Raw genomic sequence first — 14,956 nt, 5'->3', positions numbered from 1 at the left:
GCCGAGCAGGCGCTCATCAGCGTGGTGGCCACCAGCTACCTGCTCGGCGTCTCCACCCGACGCGTCGACAAGCTCATCGAACAACTTGGGATCAAGCACATCTCCAAAAGCCAGGTCTCTGAGATGGCCAAGACGTTGGATGAGCAGGTCGAGGCCTTCCGCACCCGCGCTTTGGACGCCGGCCCCTACACCTTCGTCTGGCTGGATGCGTTGACGCAGAAGGTGCGCGAAGGCGGCCGGATCATCAACGTGCACGTTCTGGTCGCGACCGCGGTCAACGCCGATGGCCGCCGCGAGATCCTCGGCCTGGAGGTCACCAGCGCTGAGGACGGCGCGGGCTGGCTGGCCTTCCTGCGCGGCCTGGTGGCTCGCGGCCTGTCCGGGGTGCAGTTGGTCATCTCCGACTGCCACGCCGGGTTGGTCGCCGCGATCGGTGCCACCTTGGCGGGTGCGACCTGGCAACGGTGTCGCAGCCACTACCTGCGCAACCTGCTGACCCGCGTGAACAAGTCCGCGCAGCCGTTCGTGGCCACCCTGGTGCGCACCCTGTTCGACCAGCCCGACGCCGCCTCGGTGCGCGCTCAGCACGCCTGGGTGGTGCAAACGCTCGAGGCCAAGCACCCGGCCGCGGCCGAGCATCTGGACGCCGCCCGGGAAGACCTGATCGCCTTCGCCGCCTTCCCTCGGGAGATCTGGCCGCAGATCTGGTCCAACAACCCGCAGGAGCGGCTGAACAAGGAGATCCGCCGCCGCACCGACGTGGTCGGCATCTTCCCCGACCGAGCAGCGATCATCCGGCTGGTCGGGGCCGTGCTGGCCGAGCAGACCGACGAGTGGGTCGAAGCCCGCCGCTACATGGGCCTGGACATCCTGGCCAAAGCCCGCGTTCGGGTGATCCCCGGCGACACACCAGCCCAGAACCCACTCCCGCAGACACTTACCGCTTAACCTGCAGAAACAGGATCACGCGAAGATCGATTCATACACCACGTCCGTGGACGTGACCGCCTCGGTGTCCGCGGGAGCCGGCGAGCCGTCGTACGGTGTGTCATCTCCTGGGAAGAAGGCCTGCCTGACGGTAGATGCCGGGGGTGACGCCGTAGGTGCGGGTGAACCAGCGGGTCAGGTGGCTCTGGTCGGCGAACCCCGACTGGGTGGCCACCTCGGCGAGGGGAAGCCCGCGGGCGATGAGGCGCCGGGCGAGCCTGAGCCTGAGCTGGCGCTGGTAGTCGCTCGGCGCGAAGCCGTACGCCGACTGGAAGGCCCGGTAGACCGTGAAACGGCTGCACCCTGCGGCCTGGGCGAGGTCGGCGGCGGTGAGATCGTCCAGCGGCGAGTCGTCGAGGCGGCGGCGCACGCGTTCGGCGATGAGCTGGGCGCCGGTCAGCGGTGTGCCGCTGGGCAGGTCCCCGGTGGTGCTGCCGCGGCGGACCATCGCGGCGACCGTGGCCCTGAGCAGTTCGTCGCGGCGCAGGGTGGAGGCGCCACCGAGGAGTGCGCGGTGGAGGGCGTGCAACGTGTGGGCAAGCACGGGGTCTTCCAGGACGGGTGCCGTGAACAGGGGCAGGCCCATGCGGCTGCCCGTGCTGTCCTCCAGGGCGTCGGCGACCACCTCGGGGCCGATGTGGATGATCCGGTAGGTGAACCCGAACCGGTCCGCGGCGTGGCCGTCGTGGGGGTCGTCGGGGTTGAACGCCATGACCATGCCGGTGGCACTGGTGTGGGCCGAGCCCCTGCACGTGAAGGCCTGCGCGCCGATCTCGGTGACGCCGAAGGAGTAGGTGTCGTGGCTGTGGCGGTGGTAGACGTGCTGCTCGAAGTGGGCGTGCATCGCCTCCAGCGGCCTGTCGGGAGAGCGCCAGTAGCGGGACCAGTCACGCGTCACCTTCCCATTGTGTCCGCCGCATCTGTGTCCGTCGCATCGTGTCGTCGGGGCGGGGGTGCCTGCTGGCTGTCCTGGTCGCGGGCGTACTCATCGGCAGGCCAGAGCAGACCGTCGGCGAGCTCGCTCCACGACTACGCACCCCGCGTCTGAGCCGTGGGGCTCCGGGGCCATCAGGTGGGTGGGCTGCTACCAGCCGCCCATCAGGCCGCTTTCCCAGGCCCAGGAGACGATCTCGACCCGGTTGCGGACGCCGAGCTTGGTCAGGACGGCGGAGACGTGGCCTTTGACCGTGCTGAGCGAGATGAACAGTTCGGCGGCGATCTCCTGGTTGGTGCGGCCTCTGGCGATCGCCCTGACGATCTCGGTCTCCCGTTCCGACAGCGGCTGCGCGGAACGGCGGGCGGCAGGGGCCCCGGAGGACGTCACGTGACGCAACAACCGCAGGGTGATCGACGGGGAGATGAGCGCGTCCCCGGCATGCGCCGCCCGGACGGCCTCCACCAGCAGGTCCGGTCCGGCGTCCTTGAGCACGAAGCCGACGGCGCCGCCGCGGAGCGCGCCGTAGACGTACTCGTCGAGGTCGAACGTGGTGACCACGACGACCCGCAGCGGGTCGGACACGCCGGGCCCGGCCAGAGCGCGGGTGACCTCGATGCCGTTGAGGCGGGGCATCTGGATGTCGACCAGGCACACGTCCGGGCGCAGCCGCCGGGCCAGGACGACCGCCTCGTCGCCGTCGGCGGCCTCGGCGACGACCTCGATACCGGGCTGGTCCTCGAGAATGACGCGCAGGCTGGCGCGCACCATCGCCTGATCATCGGCCAGCAGGACACTGATCGTCATGGGCCCCCTCGCCCGGTCGTCATCGGCCCCTCCAGGATCGTCACGGGCACCCCCACCCCACCCTCACCAGCCCATCCACGAACGTCACAAGCGCCCGCTCCCCGACCGTCATCAGCCCTTCCGGGATGGTCATGGTCGCTCCTTGGGATGGTCATCGACGTTTCCGGCAGGCGGGCGGGTGAGCGAGCGGGTGGGCAGGGGCAGGGTGGCGAGCACCGACCAGCCGGCCTGCCCCGGGCGGGGACCGGCGCGGAGCGTGCCGCCCAGCGCCTCCAGGCGTTCGCGCATGCCGACCAGTCCGTATCCGCCGCGGCGGTAGCGCCGTTCCGGGGCGGGCGGGGCATCGTCGGAGACCTCCACCGTGACCGTGTCGTGCTCTCGGGCGACAGTGACCTCGACGCATTGGGCGTGCGAGGCGTGGCGGGCGACGTTCGTCAACGACTCCTGGACCACCCGGTAGACGGTGCTGCTCACCTCGGGCGGCCAGGCCGGCTCGTCCTCGCCGCCGGGCAGGCGCAGGCGTACGTCGGGTCCGTCGAAGCGCTCGACCAGGTCGGCGAGGCTCTCGCGAGGCGGCGTGGGTGGAACGGCCTCCCGAAGCAGGCCGACGAGGCGGCGGGTGGCGGCCAGCGCGTCGGAGCCGGCGGTCTCGATGTCGGACAGGGGGCCGCTCAGCCGGTCCGGCTGCTTGCGGGCGAGGACCTGGGCGGCCTGGGCCTGGAGCACGATGCCGGTGACGTGGTGGGCGACGACGTCGTGCAGTTCCCTGGCGAGCTGGAGGCGCTCGTGGCGGCGTACGTCCTCGGCCATGGCCCGGCGGCGGGCGGCCAGCAGCCGTGAGCACAGCCCGATCGCGACCCCGGCGAGCCATGCGCCGGCGTTCAGCGCCGTCACGGGCGGGAGGGGGGAGGCGGACGCGTGGGCGCTGAGCAGGCTGCTGGCGGCCACCGCCAGCCCACCGGCAGCGACGGCGCAGGCCTGGAGGACAGGAAGCGTCCTGACCGCCGACCCGACCAGCACGGACAGGGCCAGGGCCATGGCCGGGCCGGGCTCGGCAGGCAGTCCGGTGAACCGGGAGGCCAGGACGGCCGCCACCGCGACGGCCAGGCCGGCGACCGCCGCCCACGCCCGGCCGCGCCGCCGCGCCAGGGCGAGCCCGCACACGATCGCCCCGGCCACGCACCCGAACGTCCAGTAGCCGCCGCCCCAACTGTCCGAGACCCGATAGGCCCAGAAGGCCAGCAGACCGGCGAACACGACCCCGAGCCCGGCCTCGCCCGCCACCCGCATACCTCGGACATCGGCCTTGGCCACCGTCCCCACCCGGAGTCTCAGCCTCGCCCGCCATCCCACACCTCGGATGCCGCCCTCGGCCACCGTCCCGACACCGCGAACCTCGGCCTCAGCCGCCGTCCCGACGCCCCGGACCTCGGCCTCAGCCGCCGTCGCCACACCCCGGGCGCCGGCCTCGCCCTCGGGGCGCCCGTCCAGTCGATCACGGCCGTTCACGCGCTTCAGGCTAGGCCGCCGAGCCCTTGCGCTGAACCGGCCGAAAGTACGGTCCCGCTGCCGCGAACCCTGCTTTCGACCCGTGCCGCTCCCGGACCCGGATCCGCAGGATGTGTCCTCATGTCCCGTGAAGAGTTCCACCCGTCCGATGAAGAGTTCCGCCCGCCCCAGCACGCCCGGCTTCGGCACCCCGGCCACCACGAGCCGGGCGGCACTGCTGCTCCCCCACCCGGGCTGTCCGAGCAGGCAGGTCGCCACGTCGCCGCCCATGGGGAGCCGCGCTCGGCCGCCCGCCCTCGCATCGCCGCGCTCGACGTCGTCCGCGGGTTCGCCCTGTGCGGAATCCTGCTGGCCAACGTCAAGCCGATCGCCCACATGGCCGACGGCGCATCGGTCACGCAGCCCATGGTGGCGGCGAGTCAGGATGACGGCGCCTGGCTGGGGCTGTTCGTCGACCAGCGCTTCTTCCCGATCTTTTCCCTGCTGTTCGGGGTCGGCTTCTCGCTGCTGCTGGACTCCGCGGGACGGAAGGTCCCGCACCCGCGGGTGCTCCTGCTGCGCCGCCTCTTGGCGCTGCTCGCCATCGGCCTGGTGCACATGTTCGTGTTGTGGCGGGGCGACATCCTGACCATCTATGCCGTCGTCGGCCTGCTGGTGCTGCTGCCCTCGACCTGGCTGCCGCGCTGGGCCGTCGCGGGACTCGCCGCGGTCCTCCTGGTGTTGCCGCCGATTCTCGGCGGCAACGGCGTGCCGTTGGTGCCCGGGTTGTTCCTGCTGGGCTCGGCGCTGACCCGGTACGGCGTGATCGACAGGATCGAGCGTGCCGTGTGGGGTCCGGCCGCGCTGGGCCTGCTCCTCACGGCGGGGGCGGTGCCCGCCGTCCTGCTGCAGATCGAAACGCCGGCTGGTGACTCGCACCCCTGGTTCGGCCTCGCCGGGTTGCTGATCGCCGGTGCGTACGTGTGCGCTCTGCTGCTCCTGCTCAGAACGCCGCTGCGGCCGGTGCTCCAGAGGGTGTTCGCGCCGCTGGGCCGCATGGCGCTGACCAACTACCTGACCGCCACGCTCCTGGTCCTGGTGACCGCCCGTCTCATCGGCAGCTCGCCTGACGGCTGGACCTCGGCCATGGTCGTGGCGATCGCCGGCGCCATCCTCGCCGTGCAGTGGCTGTGGTCCACGCTCTGGCTGCGGAGATACCGCCAAGGTCCGCTGGAATGGCTCTGGCGCTGGGCCACCTGGGCCCGCCGCCCACCCCTGCGGGCCGGTGACGGCGGAGCGTGACCGCCGGCCGTACACGCGGGCAGGAGGAGCCCAAGGTGCGCACGAGCGTTCAAGACCGCCTGGGCCGTGAAACGGAAGGCTGGGCGCATGCGGTTCGATACGAAGATCGGCATCGTGGTCCGCCGGGATCTCGCTGTCTGGCAGAAGCTGAACGTCACCGCCTTCCTCTCCAGCGCTGTGGCGGGTGGGGAGCCCGAGACGGTCGGGCAGCCGTACGAGGACGGGTCGGGCAACGTCTACCTGCCGATGTTCAGGCAGCCGGTGCTCGTCTACGCCGGCGACAGGGAGGACCTCGCGCGGGTGCGCGAGCGCGCCCTGGCCAGGGGGATGCAGGTGGCCGTCTACACCGAGGAGTTGTTCAAGACGGGCAACGACGACGACAACAGGGCCGCGGTGCGGGCGGTGGCGGCCGAGGACCTGCAGGTGGTGGGGTTGGCGCTCTACGGGCCCAGGAACACGGTGGACAAGGTCACCAAGGGGCTGTCGCTGCATCCGTGATCACCACCGTCGGCGGCGGGCGGTGCGCAGCCGGGCGAGGATGCGGGTGACCTCGGCCGGAGCGGGCTGCCAGCCGCATTCGATGAGGGCGTTGGCGACCTGCTCGACGAGGTCGGCGGAGCGGGCGGGGACGACGTCGCGCCTGACGGGGATGACCCGCCATCCCGCCTCGCGCAGGGCGGCGCGGCGGTTGGCGTCGCGCCGCCGGTCGGCGGGCGAGCTGTGGTGCTCGTGCCCGTCGTACTCGACGCCGAGGAAGTGCGCGGGCCAGCCGAGGTCGAGGTAGGCGAGCCTGTCACCCGGCAGGTCGACGCGGATCTGGGTGGCGGGTCTGGGCAGGCCGCCTTCGACGAGGATGACCCGCAGCCACGTCTCGCGGGGGGAGGCGGCGCCCCTGTCGGCCATGGCGAGCGTCTCCCACAGCCGCCCGAAGCCGGTGGCGCGGCGCATGAGCGCGTCGTGGTCGACGCCGCGGCGCAGGAACTGGTCGACGATGGCGACGCCGTCGCGCCGCGGGAGGTGCCGGGCGCAGTCGACGGCGGTGCGCTCGGGTGTGGTCACCCGGACGGACCTGTGCTCGGTCACGTCGGCCGGCGGCAGGCTCACCTGATGGACGGTGCACCCCGGGAGGTGCGTGGCCCGCGGTACGGCGAGCTCCACCGGCCACTCGTCCTCGCTGTCGTCGAGGGCGTGCAGGCCCCAGACGTGGGCGGCGGTGCGATGGCACGCGGTGGAGCCGGGGACGAGGCCGGTGAACAGGCGGGCTCGGTCGAGGAGGGAGGCTGGCACTGGGACAGCATGCTGGGGAGGGGCGCGGGCGGCGACGACCGAACGGGTTTCTGTGGATGAGCGAGCGGCTGTCCACAGCCACGCCGCGCCAAGGCCACCGCCATGCGGGGCCGGCGAGGTCACAGCCGTCCACACCCCGTGCCGGGGGTCAGAGCCGCCTACCGCCCGCACCCGCACCAGGGGTGCAGAGCCGCCTACCGCCCGCACCCGCACCCGCACCAGGGGTCAGGGCCAGGAGCTGTCCTGGTCGGGGTCGCCCCCGTTGGAGAGCAGGCGGATGTCCGATTCGACCATCATCGCCACGAGTTCCTCGAACGACACCACGGGCTCCCACCCCAGCTGGGTGCGCGCCTTCTTCGGGTCGGCGCACAGCAGGTCCACCTCGGCCGGCCGGTGCAGCGCCTGGTCGCACACGACGTACCGCTCCCAGTCCAGGTCGGCCGCCTTGAACGCCGCCTCGACGAGTTCCCGTACCGACTGCGTGCGTCCCGTGCCGATCACGTAGTCCTCGGGCGCGCCGGCCTGCAGCATGAGGTGCATCGCCTTGACGTAGTCGCCGGCGAACCCCCAGTCGCGCCGCGCCTCGAGGTTGCCGAGCCGCAGCTCCGAGGCGAGCCCCAGCTTGATCCGGGCCACCCCGAGCGACACCTTGCGCGTGACGAACTCGGCGCCCCGTCGCGGCGACTCGTGGTTGAACAGGATCCCCGACACGGCGTACATGCCGTAGGACTCCCGGTAGTTCTGGGTGAGGAAGTGCCCGTAGGCCTTGGCCACCCCGTACGGCGAGCGCGGGTGGAAGGAGGTGCGCTCGTTCTGCGGCGTCTCGCTGACCTGCCCGAACATCTCGGAGGACGAGGCCTGGTAGAAGCGGATGGAGGCGCCGCGCGAGGAGCACACCCTGATGGCCTCGAGCATCCGCAGCACGCCCATGCCGGTGACCTCGGCCGTCAGTTCGGCCTGCTCCCACGACATCGGCACGAACGAGATCGCCCCGAGGTTGTAGACCTCGTCGGGCTGCACCTTCTCCACCGCGGAGATCAACGAGCCCTGGTCGAGCAGGTCGCCCCTGACGACCTGGACGTCGGCCAGCAGCTTGCGCATCCGGGACACCCGCGGGTTGGCCTGTCCTCTGGCCAGCCCCCACACCTCGTAGCCCAGGGAGAGCAGATGCTCGGCCAGGTAGGAACCGTCCTGCCCGGTGATGCCGGTGATCAGCGCGCGCCTGGCCAACGGGGTCCTCCATCGTTAGTCGTTGGGACGGGAATGTACAGCCAGGTCCCTGGTGAAGCAGCAACCGCCATAGAACGCGTTCCACCGAACGCCGTTCGGTCAGGCTAACTTCCCAGTTCGCGCGCCGTGAAAGCCAACCGAGGAACAATTCCACAAGAGGTCCCGCATACCTACCCAATGGTAAGGTGCGCAGACTAAGGTCATCTTTCACGGTACCGGTGGAGAAAGGGGTATCCGTGCGGATTGCGCTGCTTTCCTACCGGAGTAAGCCCACCTGTGGCGGTCAAGGCGTCTACCTCCGCCACCTCAGCAGAGAACTGGTCGCACTGGGTCACCACGTGGAGGTCTTCTCCGGCCAGCCGTACCCGGAGCTGGACGAGGGCGTCATCCTCAACAAGGTCCCGAGCCTCGACCTCTACCGCGACGAAGACCCCTTCCGCACCCCGAAGCTGCACGAGTACCGCGACTGGATCGACTGGCTCGAGGTCGGGACGATGTGGACGGCCGGCTTCCCCGAGCCGCTGACCTTCACCCTGCGCGCCTACCGCGAGCTCAAGAAGCGCGTCGGCGACTTCGACGTCGTCCAGGACAACCAGACCCTCGGGTACGGCCTGCTCGGCATCCAGAAGCTGTTCCCCGTCGTGGGGACCATCCACCACCCGATCAGCGTGGACCGGCGCATCGAGCTCGAGGCGGCCACGGGCGCCAAGAAGCTGACCATGCGCAGGTGGTACGGGTTCGTCAGGATGCAGGCCAAGGTGGCGCCGAGGCTGAAGCCGATCCTCACGGTCAGCGAGTCGAGCCTGGCCGACATCCACCGCGACTTCAACGTCCCGCAGGCCAACATGCGCCTGATCCCGCTCGGCGTGGACACGCGCTACTTCCACCCGAGGCCGGACAAGCCGCGCAGGAAGGGCTCCATCGTCGCCGTGGCCTCCGCCGACTCCCCGATGAAGGGCGTCGCGACGCTGCTGCGGGCGGTCGCCAAGCTGGCCACCGAGCGCGACGTGAACCTCACCGTCGTCAGCAAACCGACCCCCGGGGGCCCCACCGAGCAGCTCGTCCAGGAGCTGTCGCTCCAGGACCGGGTCCGCTTCGTCCACGGCATCTCCGACGACGAGCTCGGCGAGCTGATCGCCACCTCGGAGATCTCCGTGGTCCCGAGCCTCTACGAGGGCTTCTCCCTGCCCGCCGTCGAGCACATGGCCTGCGCCACCCCGCTGGTCGCCAGCCGTACCGGAGCGCTGCCCGAGGTGGTCGGCGACGCGGCGGTGCAGGTGGCGCCGGGCGACCCCGAGGAGCTCGCCGCGGTGCTGCGCCGCCTGCACGACGACCCCGAGGAGCGCGAGCGGGTCGGCAAGGCGGGCTACGACCGCGTGATGGAGCGCTACACCTGGCACGTCGTCGCCAAGAAGACCGTCGAGGCCTACAGAGAGGCCATTGAGGAGTTCGGCAAGTGCTGACCGTCGACTTCACCCGGCTGCCCGTCGGACCGGGCCATCGGGTGCTGGACCTGGGCTGCGGCGGCGGCCGCCACGCCTTCGAGGTGCTGCGCAGGGGCGCGGACGTGGTCGCGTTCGACATGGACCAGGCCGAGCTCGACGGCGTGAAGTCGATGTTCGCGGCGATGGAGGAGGCCGGCGAGGCCGAGGGCACCGGCGAGACGGTCCAGGGCACCGCGCTCGACATGCCGTTCGAGGACGACAGCTTCGACCGGGTGATCGCCGCCGAGGTGCTGGAGCACATCCACGAGGACACGACCGCGATGCGGGAGATCCTGCGGGTGCTCAAGCCGGGCGGGCTGGCCGCGATCACCGTGCCCGCGTTCCTGCCCGAGCGGATCTGCTGGGCGCTGAGCGAGGCCTACCACACGGCTCCCGGCGGGCACATCAGGATCTACACGCTGGCGGAGCTGAGGGCCAAGCTGAAGGCGACGGGCTTCAGGGTGGGGCCGCACCACTACGCGCACGGCCTGCACGCGCCGTACTGGTGGATCAAGTGCGCGGTCGGCGTGAACAATGACGACCACCCGCTGGCCAAGGCGTACCACAAGCTCCTGGTCTGGGACATCATGAAGCGCCCGCGGACGACCAGAGTGGCCGAGGCCGTGCTGAACCAGGTCGTCGGCAAGAGCGTGGTGCTCTACATCAGGAAGCCTGCGTGATCACGCGCGAGCACGTCCTCCGGACAGCGCTGAGCATCTCGGCCATCCAGGAGGGCGACGGCGGCGTGCCGTGGCCCGAGGGGCACGTCGACGCGTGGAACCACGTCGAGTGCCTCATGGCCATGGCCGTGGCGGGCCTCAGGGACGAGGTCGAGCGCGGCTACGCCTGGCTGGCGGCCCACCAGCGCGAGGACGGCTCGTGGCCGATGAAGCTGGTCGCGGGCGAGGCGGTCGAGCGGGGCGGCGAGACGAACCACGCCGCCTACGTGGCCGTCGGCGCCTGGCACGACCTCCTCGTCACCGAGGACCTGGAGGCGGCGCACGGGCGCTGGGGCATGGTCAAGAAGGCCTTGGACTACGTCGTCGACCTCCAGACCCCGCGCGGCGAGATCGTCTGGGAGCGTGACGCGGAGGGCCACCCGTCCGGCTACGCGCTGCTGACCGGCTGCTCCAGCATCCACCAGGGCCTGCGCAGCGGTGTCCTGCTCGGCGAGCGGCTCGGCGACCCGCAGCCCCACTGGGAGCTGGCCGCCGACCGTCTGGCCAACGTGCTGCGGAACCATCCCGAGGCGTTCGCCGACAAGAGCCGCTTCTCGATGGACTGGTACTACCCCGTGCTCGGCGGCGCCGTCCGCGGCGACCTGGCCTTCGACCTGCTCGACAAGGAGTGGGACACCTTCGTCGTGCCCGGCCTCGGCATCCGCTGCGTGTCCGACCAGCCGTGGGTGACGGGCGCGGAGACCTGCGAGCTCGTGCTCGCCCTCGACGCCGTCGGCGACCGCGAGCGGGCCGGACGCCTGTTCGCCGACATGCAGCACCTGCGTCACGAGGACGGCTCGTACTGGACCGGCTGGCAGTTCGTGAACCGCAAGCACTTCCCGCACGAACGCTCCGGCTACACCGCCGCCGCCGTGATCCTGGCCGCCGACGCCCTCTCCGGGTTCACCCCGGCCGCGGGCCTGTTCCGCGACATCCCCGTCTCCGGGCAGACCAGCCCCTCCCTGTACGGCGAGCGTTCCTGATCCCGCACAGCGCTTCCCGGCCGCCGGCACCCGCAAGCCGTTTTATCGCTTCTTTGCCACAGGGGGCGGAGCGCCGCCGAGGGACGCCGCGACGCGCTCACTAGGTTCGTCAGTGGCCGTTCGATGCGTCTTCGGGGGAAGAGTGGGCGACACGGGCACGCTTGCGTTGTTGGAGCAGGTCACGACCGATCCGACCGTCTCCCCTTCGTCGGGGCTCCGGCGCCTGCTGGCGAAGGACCCTGCCGAGGCCGACCTCGGCAGGCGCCGCTTCCGCCTGCGGTCGGGGCCCGCCCGAGCGGCCATCGAGCGCTCCGAGCGGTCGTACGTCTTCGGTTACAACGCGGTCCTGTCCCGCGAGACGGGCAGGATCGACGAGCTCTCCCCTGAGCAGCGCGGTTTCGGGTACGCGGGCGCCGCCACGGCGTGCGCGACCCTCGACCTGCTCACCATGACCCGGGGCCGGCGCCTTCGCGAGCTACTAGCCGGCCCCGCCATACGGCACCAGCACCTCGCGTACCTCGGCGCCGGCCGGGCGTACGCGGGGCTGCGGGTCCGCCCCCTCCAGGGTCTCGGCGGCACGCATCCGCTGCTGCGCTGGCTGGCGGTCGACGGGTTCGGTTTCCAGCGCTCGCTCGCCCGCGCCGACCGGATGGTGGGTGAGCGCGCCGTTCCCCGCCTGCTCACCAGGAGCCGGCGCGCGCTGTTCGACCAGGGGCTGGGGCGCATGCTCTGGTTCCACGACTGCGCCTCGCCGGAGGACGTCTCGGCGCGCGTCGCCGAGTATCCGGCGACGCGCAGGGCGGACCTGTGGAGCGGCGTGGCGTTCGCGGCCACGTACGTGGGCGGCGCGGACCTGGACGAGCTGTGCAGGCTGACCGCCTACGCCGCCTCCGACGGCTTCCGGGCCCATCTGACGCAGGGCGCGGCCCTCGCGGCGGCCGCCATGCTCCGCGAGGGGCACCTGCCCGGCCACGCGGAGCACGCCGTCCAGCTGATGGCGGGGGCAGAGCCCGAGCAGGCCGCCGCGTGGGCGGACCGGGCGCTGATCGAGCTCGGTCACGACCCGCACAGCCCCGAGGACTTCCTCTCCTGGCAGGCCCACACCCGCCGCGCGTGGCTCCGCAGGAACCGGTGAGGGGCTACCGGCGGCGCCGCGCTCACTGAACCGGACCCGGCTCCATGAAGGCGTGCCCTGGCCGCAGGAAGGCGGGCCTGACCGCAGGAAGGCGGGCCTGGCCGCAGGAAGGCGGGCCCAGCCGTTGGAAGGCGGGGCCGGCTAGCGCAGGCGGGTCAGGACGCGGAGCGAGCCCGTCACCGAGGTCTCCTCGAAGGCGCCGGTCTCCAGCGCGCGCAGATACACCCGGTACGGCGCCTGCCCGCCGTCGGCCGGATCAGGGTAGATGTCGTGGAAGACCAGCGCCCCGCCCACCATCACGTGCGGTGACCAGCCCTCGTAGTCGCGCGTCACCGGCTCGTCGGAGTGGCCGCCGTCGATGAACAGCATCGCCAGCGGCGTGTTCCACAGCCGCGCGACCTGCTCCGAACGGCCCACGATCGCGATGACCTCGTCCTCGAGGCCCGCCTCCGCGATGGTCGTGCGGAAGGTCGGCAGGGAGTCCATCTTCCCGAAGCGCGGGTCGACGAGCGTGGGATCGTGGTGCTCCCAGCCCGGCTGGATCTCCTCCGATCCCCTGTGGTGGTCGACCGTCACCACGACCGAGCCGGTCAGGCGCGCGGCGGCGCCGAGGTAGACGGCCGACTTGCCGCAGTAGGTGCCGATCTCGCAGATGGGGCCGCGCGTGCCGTACCGGAGGGCGGCCCTGAACAGCGCCATGCCCTCGTCGGCGGGCATGAACCCCTTGGCGCGCTCGGCGGCCAGCAGCAGATCGGGCGGCATCTCCATGACGAGCACCTTACTCACGACTCGAACCGAACATTCCTCTTGAACGAGATTCTGGAACCTGTTCTACTTGGCACGTGAACCAGCGCGCCCGCATCGCGATGTCCGACGACGACATCGCCGCCTTCCTCCAGGAGTCGCGCAAGCTGCAGCTCGCGACCATCAACCCGGACGGCACCCCGCACCTGGTGACCATGTTCTACGCCCTGGACGCCGGCCGGATCGCCTTCTGGACCTACGGCAAGGCGCAGAAGACCCGCAACCTGGAACGCGACCCGCGGGTCAGCTGCCTGATCGAGTCGGGCGACGACTACGCCGAGCTCCGCGGCGTCCTGGTGTACGGCGTCGCCGAGCAGGTCGAGACGACCCTCGACATCGGCATGGAGATCGCCCGGCGGATGACCCCCGGCGTGCCCGACGAACTGCTCAGGGAGTACGTGGAACACACCGGGAAAAAGCGCGCCGCGTTCGTCGTGGAGCCGACCAGAGTGGTCTCATGGGACCACAGGAGGCTGTCATGAAGATCAAAGTCGATTACCTGGTCTGCGAGGCCAACGCCGTGTGCATGGGGCTCGCGCCCGAGGTCTTCGAGGTGGACGACGACGACCAGCTGCACATCCTGCTGCCTGAGCCGCCGCCGGAGATGTTGGACCGCGTCCGCCACGCGGTGCGGTCATGTCCGAAAGCCGCCCTCTCACTCGAGGAGTGACCCCCATGCGCGCAGCGCTGCTCCACACCGTAGGAGACGACAAGCTCGACATCCGCGACGACATCACTCTCGCCCCCGTCGGCCCGGCCCAGGTGCGCGTCAAGATCAAGGCCACCGGGGTCTGTCACTCGGACCTGTCGGCGATGACCGGCGCCCTTCCGCAGCCGGTGCCGCTGGTCCTGGGCCACGAGGGCGCGGGCGAGGTCGTGGAGGTCGGTGACCACGTCACCTCGGTCCAGCCGGGCGACCACGTCATCATCAACTGGCGCCCCGCCTGCCAGGAGTGCGCGCTGTGCGTGGGGGGCCAGCCGTACCTCTGCATGAAGTACGTCGTCGAGTCCTTCACCACCGGCACCTTCCGGATGGGCGACACGATGGTGTACGGCATGGCTGGGAGCGGCACCTGGGCGGAGGAGATCGTCATCCCGTGGCAGGGAGCGATCAAGGTCGACCCCGCCGTGCCGTGGGAGGCCGCCGCCCTCATCGGCTGCGGCATCACCACCGGCGTCGGCGCGGCCGTCAACACCGCGCGCGTCCGGCCGGGCTCCACCGTCGCCGTCATCGGCTGCGGCGGCGTCGGCCTGTCGGTCATCCAGGGCGCCCGCATCTCGGGCGCGCGCACCATCCTCGCCGTCGACCCGCTCGCCGCCAAGCACGAGCTGGCGCTGAAGGTCGGCGCCACCCACGCCGTCACCCCCGATGACCTGCCGGGGGCGCTCCAGGAGCTCACCGGCGGGCAGGGCTTCGACTACGGCTTCGAGGTCGTCGGCAAGTCGGCCACCATCCAGAGCGCCTGGCAGCTCACCCGCCAGGGCGGCGACGTCATCGTGGTCGGCGCGGGCGCCATGGACGACATGGTGTCGATCTCGGCGTTCAGCCTGCTGTTCGAGGGCAAGAACCTGCTCTCCTCGCTGTACGGCGAGGCCGACGTCAGGCACGACTTCCCGTACTTCGCGGAGCTGTACAAGGCGGGCCAGCTCGACCTCGACTCGTTGATCAGCGCCCGGATCAAGCTGACCGACCTGAACGAGGCGGTGGCGGCGTTGCGCAACGGTGAGGCGCTGCGCCAGATCGTCCTGTTCGACTAGCGAGGCGGCGGGCGGCCGTGGGGGCCTTCCCCACGGCC

At 71.2% G+C, this 14,956-nt stretch carries 16 protein-coding genes; 10 read left to right on the top strand and 6 right to left on the bottom strand.

Going from position 1 to position 14,956, the window contains the following annotated elements:
• Positions 1–948, top strand: a 948-nt coding sequence (locus ACWEVS_RS44715) for an IS256 family transposase (RefSeq protein ID WP_449931816.1), incomplete at its 5' end; no start/stop codon positions are given.
• Positions 949–1,048: 100 nt separating this feature from the next.
• Here ACWEVS_RS44715 and ACWEVS_RS44710 read toward each other — a convergent pair.
• The 3 genes from ACWEVS_RS44710 to ACWEVS_RS44700 form a co-directional block, all read right to left on the bottom strand.
• Positions 1,049–1,885 carry an AraC family transcriptional regulator gene (locus ACWEVS_RS44710; RefSeq protein WP_452557138.1) on the bottom strand — a complete coding sequence of 279 codons (837 nt, stop codon included), beginning with the start codon at positions 1,883–1,885 and terminating at the stop codon, positions 1,049–1,051.
• Between the two features lie 186 nt (positions 1,886–2,071).
• Positions 2,072–2,728 (bottom strand): response regulator, encoded by a 657-nt coding sequence (locus ACWEVS_RS44705; protein ID WP_449928446.1) that lies wholly within the window; start codon positions 2,726–2,728, stop codon positions 2,072–2,074.
• Between the two features lie 129 nt (positions 2,729–2,857).
• Positions 2,858–4,237 carry a sensor histidine kinase gene (locus ACWEVS_RS44700; protein ID WP_452557136.1) on the bottom strand — a complete coding sequence of 460 codons (1,380 nt, stop codon included), beginning with the start codon at positions 4,235–4,237 and terminating at the stop codon, positions 2,858–2,860.
• 120 nt (positions 4,238–4,357) lie between these two features.
• On the opposite strand from ACWEVS_RS44700, the gene ACWEVS_RS44695 reads away from it, so the two are divergent.
• Entirely contained in the window at positions 4,358–5,518 is a 1,161-nt protein-coding gene (locus ACWEVS_RS44695; RefSeq protein ID WP_452557134.1) for a DUF418 domain-containing protein, read from the top strand.
• Between the two features lie 87 nt (positions 5,519–5,605).
• Positions 5,606–6,016: a DUF2000 family protein gene (locus ACWEVS_RS44690; protein WP_452557132.1), complete on the top strand. Its 411-nt coding sequence runs from the start codon at positions 5,606–5,608 to the stop codon at positions 6,014–6,016.
• Here ACWEVS_RS44690 and ACWEVS_RS44685 read toward each other — a convergent pair whose 3' ends face one another.
• Complete coding sequence (locus ACWEVS_RS44685) at positions 6,017–6,805, bottom strand: hypothetical protein (RefSeq protein WP_452418782.1); 789 nt, start codon at positions 6,803–6,805, stop codon at positions 6,017–6,019. It abuts the gene before it with no gap.
• 225 nt (positions 6,806–7,030) lie between these two features.
• Positions 7,031–8,035, bottom strand: coding sequence for a GDP-mannose 4,6-dehydratase (locus ACWEVS_RS44680; protein ID WP_449928434.1), 1,005 nt, complete (start codon positions 8,033–8,035; stop codon positions 7,031–7,033).
• 236 nt (positions 8,036–8,271) lie between these two features.
• Between ACWEVS_RS44680 and ACWEVS_RS44675 the strand changes: the two genes are divergently transcribed.
• The 4 genes from ACWEVS_RS44675 (at position 8,272) to ACWEVS_RS44660 (ending at position 12,356) form a co-directional block, all read left to right on the top strand.
• On the top strand, positions 8,272–9,498 hold the full coding sequence (locus ACWEVS_RS44675) for a glycosyltransferase family 4 protein (RefSeq protein ID WP_354909997.1): 1,227 nt from the start codon (positions 8,272–8,274) through the stop codon (positions 9,496–9,498).
• Positions 9,492–10,199: a methyltransferase domain-containing protein gene (locus ACWEVS_RS44670; RefSeq protein WP_354909999.1), complete on the top strand. Its 708-nt coding sequence runs from the start codon at positions 9,492–9,494 to the stop codon at positions 10,197–10,199. The genes ACWEVS_RS44675 and ACWEVS_RS44670 overlap by 7 nt, the downstream gene beginning before the upstream one ends.
• The gene (locus ACWEVS_RS44665; protein ID WP_449928432.1) at positions 10,196–11,221 is read left to right on the top strand and encodes a prenyltransferase; all 1,026 of its coding nucleotides are present in this window, start codon (positions 10,196–10,198) and stop codon (positions 11,219–11,221) included. Before ACWEVS_RS44670 ends, ACWEVS_RS44665 begins: the two co-directional genes overlap by 4 nt.
• Before the next feature lie 169 nt (positions 11,222–11,390).
• Positions 11,391–12,356 carry a DUF1702 family protein gene (locus ACWEVS_RS44660; RefSeq protein ID WP_354910003.1) on the top strand — a complete coding sequence of 322 codons (966 nt, stop codon included), beginning with the start codon at positions 11,391–11,393 and terminating at the stop codon, positions 12,354–12,356.
• A gap of 141 nt (positions 12,357–12,497) precedes the next feature.
• Here ACWEVS_RS44660 and ACWEVS_RS44655 read toward each other — a convergent pair whose 3' ends face one another.
• Positions 12,498–13,124 carry a class I SAM-dependent methyltransferase gene (locus tag ACWEVS_RS44655; RefSeq protein WP_449928523.1) on the bottom strand — a complete coding sequence of 209 codons (627 nt, stop codon included), beginning with the start codon at positions 13,122–13,124 and terminating at the stop codon, positions 12,498–12,500.
• A 74-nt stretch (positions 13,125–13,198) separates the two neighbouring features.
• Here ACWEVS_RS44655 and ACWEVS_RS44650 point away from each other — a divergent pair, with 74 nt between their 5' ends.
• From ACWEVS_RS44650 to ACWEVS_RS44640, 3 genes are read left to right on the top strand one after another with little or no spacing between them, the layout of a single operon-like run.
• Entirely contained in the window at positions 13,199–13,642 is a 444-nt protein-coding gene (locus ACWEVS_RS44650) for a pyridoxamine 5'-phosphate oxidase family protein (RefSeq protein ID WP_354910005.1), read from the top strand.
• Positions 13,639–13,830: a ferredoxin gene (locus ACWEVS_RS44645; protein ID WP_354910008.1), complete on the top strand. Its 192-nt coding sequence runs from the start codon at positions 13,639–13,641 to the stop codon at positions 13,828–13,830. The genes ACWEVS_RS44650 and ACWEVS_RS44645 overlap by 4 nt, the downstream gene beginning before the upstream one ends.
• Positions 13,831–13,835: 5 nt before the next feature.
• Complete coding sequence (locus ACWEVS_RS44640; RefSeq protein WP_449928427.1) at positions 13,836–14,918, top strand: Zn-dependent alcohol dehydrogenase; 1,083 nt, start codon at positions 13,836–13,838, stop codon at positions 14,916–14,918.
• Positions 14,919–14,956: the final 38 nt, after the last annotated feature.

The organism is Nonomuraea sp. NPDC003754 (assembly GCF_053605785.1).
Note: the sequence above shows the minus strand (reverse complement) of the source record. Positions and strands in the feature narration are given on the sequence as shown.

Excerpts from the sequence above, each read along its gene's own strand:
- ACWEVS_RS44690 (WP_452557132.1), top strand. The coding sequence starts at position 5,606 with ATGCGGTTCGATACGAAGATCGGCATCGTGGTCCGCCGGGATCTCGCT.
- ACWEVS_RS44695 (WP_452557134.1), top strand. The coding sequence starts at position 4,358 with ATGTCCCGTGAAGAGTTCCACCCGTCCGATGAAGAGTTCCGCCCGCCC.
- ACWEVS_RS44705 (WP_449928446.1), bottom strand. The coding sequence starts at position 2,728 with ATGACGATCAGTGTCCTGCTGGCCGATGATCAGGCGATGGTGCGCGCC.
- ACWEVS_RS44640 (WP_449928427.1), top strand. The coding sequence starts at position 13,836 with ATGCGCGCAGCGCTGCTCCACACCGTAGGAGACGACAAGCTCGACATC.
- ACWEVS_RS44655 (WP_449928523.1), bottom strand. The coding sequence starts at position 13,124 with ATGGAGATGCCGCCCGATCTGCTGCTGGCCGCCGAGCGCGCCAAGGGG.
- ACWEVS_RS44645 (WP_354910008.1), top strand. The coding sequence starts at position 13,639 with ATGAAGATCAAAGTCGATTACCTGGTCTGCGAGGCCAACGCCGTGTGC.